The sequence below is a fragment of the Flavobacteriales bacterium genome, assembly GCA_013001705.1.
Lineage (GTDB): Bacteria > Bacteroidota > Bacteroidia > Flavobacteriales_D > JABDKJ01 > JABDLZ01.
In genome coordinates, this window is sequence record JABDLZ010000089.1 from 1 (window position 1) to 7540 (window position 7540).

Here is a 7540-nt window from a genome sequence, read left to right on the forward strand (position 1 = left end):
AGCAGACATCCACTACCGACTTGGGTCTTCATACGATCAGAAGTACCCCGGTTGATGGTCACACATTCACGTATAGTACTGTTGTCACCGATCTCCGCGGTGGTCATTTCCCCTTTGAATTTGAGATCCTGCGGTATGGCACTGATCACCGCTCCTGGGAAGATCTTACATGACTTCCCGATACGCGCGCCATCCATGATGGTGACATTCGGACCTACCCATGTCCCGTCTCCGATCTCTACATCAGCAGCTATTGAAGAAAATGCCTCGATGGTCACATCCTTACCAATGCGGGCATCGGGATGTACCTGGGCCATTTGGCTAATTCCGCTCATGCTTGATCCTTGATTACCTGGGCCATCATCTCTGATTCACTGACCACCTTGCCATTCACATACGCCTTGCCATTCATATGTACGATACCCCTGCGTATGGGACTCAATAGTTTCAAGGCAAATACGATGGTGTCTCCCGGGATGACCTTCTGCTTAAATCGCACCTTGTCTATCTTCAGGAAATAGGTGGTATAATTCTCCGGGTCCTCCTTATCGTGTAGGGCGAAGATGCCTCCTACCTGGGCCATGGCCTCCACCTGAAGTACTCCCGGCATCACTGGATTTCGAGGGAAATGCCCTTGGAAGAAGGGTTCGTTCATCGTCACATTCTTGACCCCGATGATGGTCTCCTCGGTGATCTCGATGATCTTATCGATCAAGAGAAAAGGATAGCGATGAGGCAGCATGGCTTCAATCGCATTGATATCGTACACGGGTTCTTTGCTGAGATCGAAAGTGGGCTCTTTTTCCTCTTTCTTGATGGCTTCGAGGATCATCTTCCCGAATTCCACATTGGAACGATGTCCGGGTCGTGCTGCGAGGATATGGCCTTTGATGGGCCTGCCTACCAATGCCAGGTCACCTATGATGTCCAATAGCTTGTGGCGTGCCGGCTCATTCTCGTACTTGAGCTGAACGGTATTGAGGACCCCGATACCCTCAACTTTGACATCCGATTTCAGTTCAGGTCTACCTATGGCCTCGAGTATATCAGCGATCTCTTCATCGCTGTACTCACGCTCTACCAATACGATGGCATTGTCCAGGTCACCGCCTTTGATGAGTCCTGCTTTGGCCAGTGCGGCCAGTTCTTTCATAAATACGAAGGTCCGGCAGCTGGCGATCTCGGTCTCGAATTCTTCCAGATGATACATGCTGGCGTGCTGCGTGCCGAGCACAGGGGAATTATAATCGACCATGACAGTCACCCTGAACTCTTCACCCGGAGTGCGCACGGCCAACATCTCGGAGTAGCCATCCTCATCCTCGTAATAGAGATTCCGCTTGATGCAGAAGTAGTTCTTCTTTGCCGATTGCTCTTCGATCCCTACAGAGCGTATCCCTTCGATGAAGGGTTGCGCACTCCCATCTAGAATGGGCACTTCTGGGCCATCGAGTTTGAGCAGGGCATTATCTATACCCATTCCATAGAGGGCGGCCAGCACATGCTCGGTCACTGAGATACGCGCTTCGCCTTTGGCAATGGTAGTTCCCCGCGCTGTGTCCACTACATTGGCCACGAGAGCGGGTATGACCGGTCCGTCTTCTAGATCGGTCCGTTGGAAATTGAATCCTGAGTCGGCTTCGGCAGGTTCGATGGTCATCTCTACCATCTGCCCGGTATGAAGCCCTATACCCTTGAATCGGATGGGGGCTTTCAGCGTCTTTTGGTTGTCGCTCATAGGTCTTTTTCGGAATCGAGACGCTTCTCCAGCTTCACGATACGCTCTTTGAGGTCCGGCAATTTTACGAAATTGACGTAAGCGCGCTTGAAATCCCGATTGGCAATGGCCGGTGAACCTTGCATGATGGTCCCTTTCTCTGGGATGGCATGGCCGATACCCGATTGTGCCGCTATCTTGACCTCATCGGCAATCTCTATATGCCCGATGATACCCACCTGACCTCCGATCATGCAGTTCTTACCGATCTTGGTCGATCCTGCGATACCCGTCTGAGCAGCGATCACGGTATTCTCCCCGATCACCACATTGTGGGCCACTTGGATGAGATTATCCAGTTTGACGCCTTCTTTGATGACCGTGGCTCCGATGGTCGCTCGGTCGATGCAGGTATTGGCACCTATCTCCACGAAGTCTTCGATGATCACTTTTCCGATCTGAGGTACCTTATCGTATCCCGACCCTCTAGGAGCAAATCCAAATCCATCTGCTCCGATGACCACTCCTGCATGGATGATGCATTCCTTGCCTATCTCAGACTGATCATAGATAGTACAATTGGATTCGATACGGGTCTTCTCTCCAATGCTGCAATCGTGATGGATGACCGTGCCGGCCATGATCGCTGCACCCGAGGAGACTGTAGAATTGGGACCGATGACACAATTGGCACCGATGTAAGCATCATCCGCCACCTGTGCGCTCTCGTGGATGACTGCTGAGGATTCTATTCCGTGGCGCTCCACGCGCTGGCTCTTGTTATAGGCATCTAGCAGGGTGGCCAGACTGGAGTAAGCATCTGCTACGCGTATCAAGGTGAGGGAATTCGGGAGGTCGCGCTCTGCTTTCCAATCCGCATTGACCAAAGCGATAGATGCCCCGGTGTCGTAGATGTGCTCCTGATACTTGAGATTGGCCAGAAAAGTGAGCGTGCCGGGTCTACCTTCCTCTATCTTGGAGATGTCGTTGACCTTGACTTCAGGATCGCCTTCTACCGAACCTTGTAGTAATTGGGCGATCTCGCCTGCGCTGAATTCCATGGACGTAAAAATAGGAGTTATGGGCACTGGATCAGCCCATTTCTTGTACGAGCGGTGAGTGGATAGGAGGGTGGGGCTATTGATTACATTTGATTCATGGAGCAATTTCTGGAATCTGTAGAAGGGCTAGGAGGGAGTGCACTGGCCGTGCTCATCGTATGCGTGGTCTATCTTCTCGCCCATCGATTGCTCACACGGCAGTTCCCAGCTGGGAGCAAATTCGTGACCATACGCAGACTGGTCTTGGCCCTTCTCGCCTTCTTCGGGAGTATCATCATTCTCATGGCCTTGCCCATCAGTGATGAGATGAAAGGTCAGATATTGAGCTTTATAGGCATCATTGTATCTGCCGCATTGGCCCTGAGCTCGACCACGCTTTTCGGTAATGCCTTGGCCGCTTTGATGATGCGTATCGTGAACCATTTCCAGGTAGGGGATTTCATACGTACAGAGAATTACTTCGGTAAGGTGACTGATAGGCGTCTCTTCCACACCGAGATCCAGACAGAGGACCGCAACCTGCAGACCATCCCCAACTTGTTCTTGGCCACTAAACCAGTGAAGGTCATACGCCCTTCTGGGACCATTCTCACCGGATCGGTATCCCTGGGATATGACGTCCAGCGTAAAGATGCTGAAGAGGCCCTGCTCAAAGCGGCCGAATCCGTAGGCTTAGAAAACCCTTTTGTCTTCATACTCGGTCTGGGAGATTTCTCCGTGGAGTATCAGGTGCATGGACTACTGGAGGATATCAATAGCATCCTCAGCATGAAATCAAAGCTGTACAAAGCCATGCTGGATGCCCTGCATGAAGCGGATATAGAGATCGTCTCACCTACTTTCATGAATCAGCGCGTGGTCACAGAAAAGGTATACATCCCAGCATTATCACATGCTGTGGATGAGGACAATGGTGCGGTGGAGAAGATCATCTTCGACAAGGCCGACTTGGCTGAGCGGCTTGAGAAAGAAAAGCTAGACATCAAGGAATTGGAGGTGAAGATCGGTGAGTTGGAAGCAAAGGTGGATGAGAGAGATGGCGATCTGAATCTCAATCAAGAGTTGGAAGTTTATCGCCAGATGAAGGACCTCTTACTGAAGAAACGCAAGAATGCTGATTCAAAAGATGACAACTAATTCCAAACTTCTAGTCCTTCTGACGGTGATGCTAAGCGGTGGACCCTTGGCCGCCCAGTTGGAATTGAAATATGAAGATGGATACTCCCTCACCCATGATGAGGTCATAGAGGCGTATACGCATCTGACCGACACCTATCTGAAATGTGAGCTTCGTGAGATGGGACCGAGCGATAGTGGACGACCGATACATCTCTTCACGGCCGGTTCAATGAGCGAGAATCTACCCACGGTCTTGATCAATAATGCCATACATCCCGGAGAATCCTGCGGGGTAGATGCCTCCTTGATGCTCGTAGAACAACTCCTACGCGAGGACTCGCCCATTCTGGACCGGATCAACTTGGCCATTATCCCCATGTACAATGTGGGTGGCGCCCTGAACCGCTCCTGCTGTACGCGGGCCAATCAGGAGGGCCCTATAGAGCAGGGGTTCCGTGGCAATGCCCGTTATCTGGATCTTAATCGAGATTTCATCAAGGCAGATAGCCGGAATGCCCGCACCTTCTACCGCATCTTCCATGAATTGGACCCAGAGATCCTGGTGGACACGCATACCTCCAACGGTGCAGACTACCCCTACACCATGACCTTGATCCAGAGTCAATCGCAGATGATCGATCAGCACCTGGCCCATACCTATGACCGCCCACTGGCCGAAGCCCTCTATGAGGCTATGGAACCGCATTATCCCATGGTCCCCTATATGAATCTGGTCGGGCGGACCCCTGAGCAGGGTATCGTGGAATTCCCCGATTGGCCCAGATACAGCACCGGATATGCTGGACTCTTCAACTGCTACGGTTTCACCACAGAGGCCCACATGCTGAAACCCTACAGGGACCGTGTACTGGCCACCTATCATTTCCTTCTAGGAGTGACGAGATATAGCTCGGACCACAACACCGCCTTGGTCAAGAACAAGCAGAAGGCAGACAGAAATACGCTCTCACTCGGTAAAATGCACCTGGACTTTGAGCTGGATACCCTCACTGTCGATTCCATCGATTTCAGAGGATTCGAAGTGGAATACCTCACCAGTGAGGTCACCGGTCTGGAGCGTATACGCTATGACCGATCGCGTATCTGGGAAGGGAAGATTCCCTACTGGAGAAACTATTTGGGAAGCGATGAGGTGGTGATACCTGACTACTATTATATCCCTCAGGCCTGGGCAGAGGTGATCGAGCGCTTGGAATGGAATGGAGTGGAGATGCAACGATTGGAACAGGATACTTCCATCGTGGTGGAGAGCTATTATATCGAATCTTTTGAAAGCTCCGAGCGGCCCTATGAGGGGCATTATCTGCACAGTGAGGTGATAACGCGCACTGAGAAACAGGAGGTGAATTTCTTCAAAGGAGATTATATCGTACCTACCCGGCAGCGAGCCAAACGCTACTTGGTCAATGTACTCGAACCACGGGCCAAGGATTCCTTCTTTGCATGGGGATTCTTCGATGCGGTACTGCAACAGAAGGAATGGTTCTCACCCTATGTCTTTGAAGACATGGCCTTGGATATCTTGAATAAGGATCCCGAACTGAAGTCCGAGTTCTTGAAAAAGAAGGAAGAAGACGAGGCCTTTGCGAAAAGTATGTGGGGCCAATTGATCTACATCTATCGCAGCTCGGAATACTATGAGGAGGGACATGACCGGTATCCGGTCTTCCGAAGTGTGGAGATGCTCAGGGAGTGATAAGGGGGGTGGTCACGGCATTGCTCTCATTACCCGCACGGTCACGCAGGTGCAAGATGAAGCGTATGCTGTCCTGATTCTCAGATAAACTCACCAGACTGGCAGAAACGAAGATGTCCCCTTCCAATGTCTTGTCCTGACCTTGAGGAGTGAGACTGTTGACACACCAGTTGTAATCGCGATCGACCGGAGTCCATTCGCCATCTACCATTTCTTCATAATCGAAGTAGATATCATAAGGGGGACATCCATCGCTGTCCAATGAGCCGATATCCCCATCGCCATCGCGGAAGTACAATTGGATGATGGCCGTATCCGGGATCAACTCCACGCCCTCGTACTCGATGTAAGGGGTCGGGGGAAAGGAATTATCCTTGTCACAGGCATAGAAACATGCCATGACTACTATCAACCCAAGACCTACTTTTATAGCCTTTGTCATCATCAGCAAAGTTACTTAATGAGTATCACGAAGATCAGAGCGCTGCACCAAGAGGTCTTTCAGATCTCCAATGATCATGAATTCAACGACCTGGCGCTGCGGATATTTTACGTCCACCTGATCCTCAATCCGGTATACAAACAATTCATCCAATTCCTAGACCCTGTGCTTCCGGAGCATTATACAGAGATACCCTGTCTGCCGATCAGCGCATTCAAGTATCATAAAGTGATGCTGGAGGATATGGAGGTAGAGAAGACCTTCATGAGCAGCGGTACTACAGGACAGACACGATCCAAGCATCATCTGGCCGATATCTCCATCTATGAGCAGAGCTTCATGCAGGGATTCGAGCGGGTCTACGGACCGGTATCAGACCTGTGCATATTGGCCTTATTGCCTAATTATATCGAGCAGGGCGATTCTTCCTTGGTCTACATGGTCCATGAGCTGATCGATCGCTCAGGGCATCCACAGAGTGAGTTCATCCTAGATGATCATGCTAAACTGAGAAAGACCCTGCAAGACTTACATGCTAAAGGGCAACGCACCCTGCTGATAGGGACCACCTATGCTTTGCTCGATCTGGTGGAAGGCCATCCCTTGTCCTTTCCTGATCTGATCGTCATGGAGACCGGAGGGATGAAGGGGAGAAGGAAGGAGCTGATACGGGAGGAAGTACACCTGCGATTGCAGGCGGGATTCGGTGTGAAGTATATACACAGCGAGTACGGCATGACCGAACTCTGTTCCCAAGCCTATGCCCGGAGAGATGGGCGTTTCGAATCGCCCTCGTGGATGAAGGTGCTGGTACGCAATACCACCGACCCCAGAGAGCGGATGGGGGATGGCCGCACAGGTGGGGTGGATATCCTGGATCTGGCCAATATATATTCCTGTCCCTTCATCGCTAGCGATGATCTGGGCAGGTTGCATAGGGATGAATCCTTCGAGATATTGGGCCGATTCGACCACAGTGACATCCGGGGCTGTAGCCTGCTGATATGACAGATGAGGTGGATTTCACTATCTTAGGGCAACACAAGATCACGACACATGAAGGCACCAGAGAATTTCAAGACCCGCAAAGTCTCCGAGACCAAACCGGGCCCAAGTAAGAGTATCACCGTCAGGCAATACATGACCAAGAACCTGATCACTTTCCGGCCCGATCAATCGGTGAGAGAGGTCATGGATGAACTGGTGAAACGGAATATCTCCGGTGGTCCGGTCGTGGATGATACCGGTCGACTGGTGGGGGTCATCTCCGAAGGGGATTGTCTCAAACAGGTGGTCAAAGCCAAGTATCACAATTCTCCAGAGGATAATGAGAAGGTGGCCGATCATATGGAGGCCGAGGTCAAGACCATTGAGCCCGATAAGGACATCTTCGAAGCAGCCAAGCAGTTCTTAGATATGAAGATCCGAAGGTTCCCCGTATTGGAAGAGGGGAAGCTCATCGGTCAGATCTCGCAGAAAGATGT

Annotated in this window: 8 protein-coding genes; 4 read left to right on the top strand and 4 right to left on the bottom strand. The window is 51.1% G+C overall.

Annotated features, from left to right (window positions below):
- From HKN79_03480 to lpxD, 3 genes are all read right to left on the bottom strand, one after another.
- Positions 1 to 317, bottom strand: a 317-nt coding sequence (locus tag HKN79_03480; GenBank protein NNC82614.1) for an acyl-[acyl-carrier-protein]--UDP-N-acetylglucosamine O-acyltransferase, incomplete at its 3' end; no start/stop codon positions are given.
- Between the two features lie 14 nt (positions 318 to 331).
- On the bottom strand, positions 332 to 1738 hold the full coding sequence (locus HKN79_03485) for a bifunctional UDP-3-O-[3-hydroxymyristoyl] N-acetylglucosamine deacetylase/3-hydroxyacyl-ACP dehydratase (GenBank protein ID NNC82615.1): 1407 nt from the start codon (positions 1736 to 1738) through the stop codon (positions 332 to 334).
- A complete protein-coding gene (lpxD, locus tag HKN79_03490) occupies positions 1735 to 2778 on the bottom strand; it encodes a UDP-3-O-(3-hydroxymyristoyl)glucosamine N-acyltransferase (GenBank protein ID NNC82616.1) in 1044 nt (347 codons plus the stop codon). The genes HKN79_03485 and lpxD overlap by 4 nt, the downstream gene beginning before the upstream one ends.
- A gap of 96 nt (positions 2779 to 2874) precedes the next feature.
- On the opposite strand from lpxD, the gene HKN79_03495 reads away from it, so the two are divergent.
- Positions 2875 to 3915 carry a mechanosensitive ion channel gene (locus tag HKN79_03495; protein NNC82617.1) on the top strand — a complete coding sequence of 347 codons (1041 nt, stop codon included), beginning with the start codon at positions 2875 to 2877 and terminating at the stop codon, positions 3913 to 3915.
- Positions 3905 to 5614, top strand: a complete 1710-nt coding sequence (locus HKN79_03500; protein NNC82618.1) for a hypothetical protein — start codon at positions 3905 to 3907, stop codon at positions 5612 to 5614. The genes HKN79_03495 and HKN79_03500 overlap by 11 nt, the downstream gene beginning before the upstream one ends.
- Here the strand turns inward: HKN79_03500 and HKN79_03505 are convergent.
- Positions 5604 to 6014 (bottom strand): hypothetical protein, encoded by a 411-nt coding sequence (locus tag HKN79_03505; GenBank protein NNC82619.1) that lies wholly within the window; start codon positions 6012 to 6014, stop codon positions 5604 to 5606. The genes HKN79_03500 and HKN79_03505 overlap by 11 nt on opposite strands.
- 60 nt (positions 6015 to 6074) lie before the next feature.
- Here HKN79_03505 and HKN79_03510 point away from each other — a divergent pair, with 60 nt between their 5' ends.
- Together HKN79_03510 and HKN79_03515 are read left to right on the top strand one after the other, a co-directional pair.
- On the top strand, positions 6075 to 7064 hold the full coding sequence (locus HKN79_03510) for an acyl transferase (GenBank protein NNC82620.1): 990 nt from the start codon (positions 6075 to 6077) through the stop codon (positions 7062 to 7064).
- Positions 7065 to 7112: 48 nt separating this feature from the next.
- Positions 7113 to 7540 (top strand): CBS domain-containing protein (locus tag HKN79_03515; GenBank protein NNC82621.1); only part of this gene is annotated, 428 nt, incomplete at its 3' end.

Bases quoted from the DNA above. Each gene is read 5' to 3' on its own strand.
- HKN79_03510 (NNC82620.1), top strand. From the start codon at position 6,075: ATGAGTATCACGAAGATCAGAGCGCTGCACCAAGAGGTCTTTCAGATC.
- lpxD (NNC82616.1), bottom strand. From the start codon at position 2,778: ATGGAATTCAGCGCAGGCGAGATCGCCCAATTACTACAAGGTTCGGTA.
- HKN79_03505 (NNC82619.1), bottom strand. From the start codon at position 6,014: ATGGCATGTTTCTATGCCTGTGACAAGGATAATTCCTTTCCCCCGACC.
- HKN79_03485 (NNC82615.1), bottom strand. From the start codon at position 1,738: ATGAGCGACAACCAAAAGACGCTGAAAGCCCCCATCCGATTCAAGGGT.
- HKN79_03500 (NNC82618.1), top strand. From the start codon at position 3,905: ATGACAACTAATTCCAAACTTCTAGTCCTTCTGACGGTGATGCTAAGC.
- HKN79_03495 (NNC82617.1), top strand. From the start codon at position 2,875: ATGGAGCAATTTCTGGAATCTGTAGAAGGGCTAGGAGGGAGTGCACTG.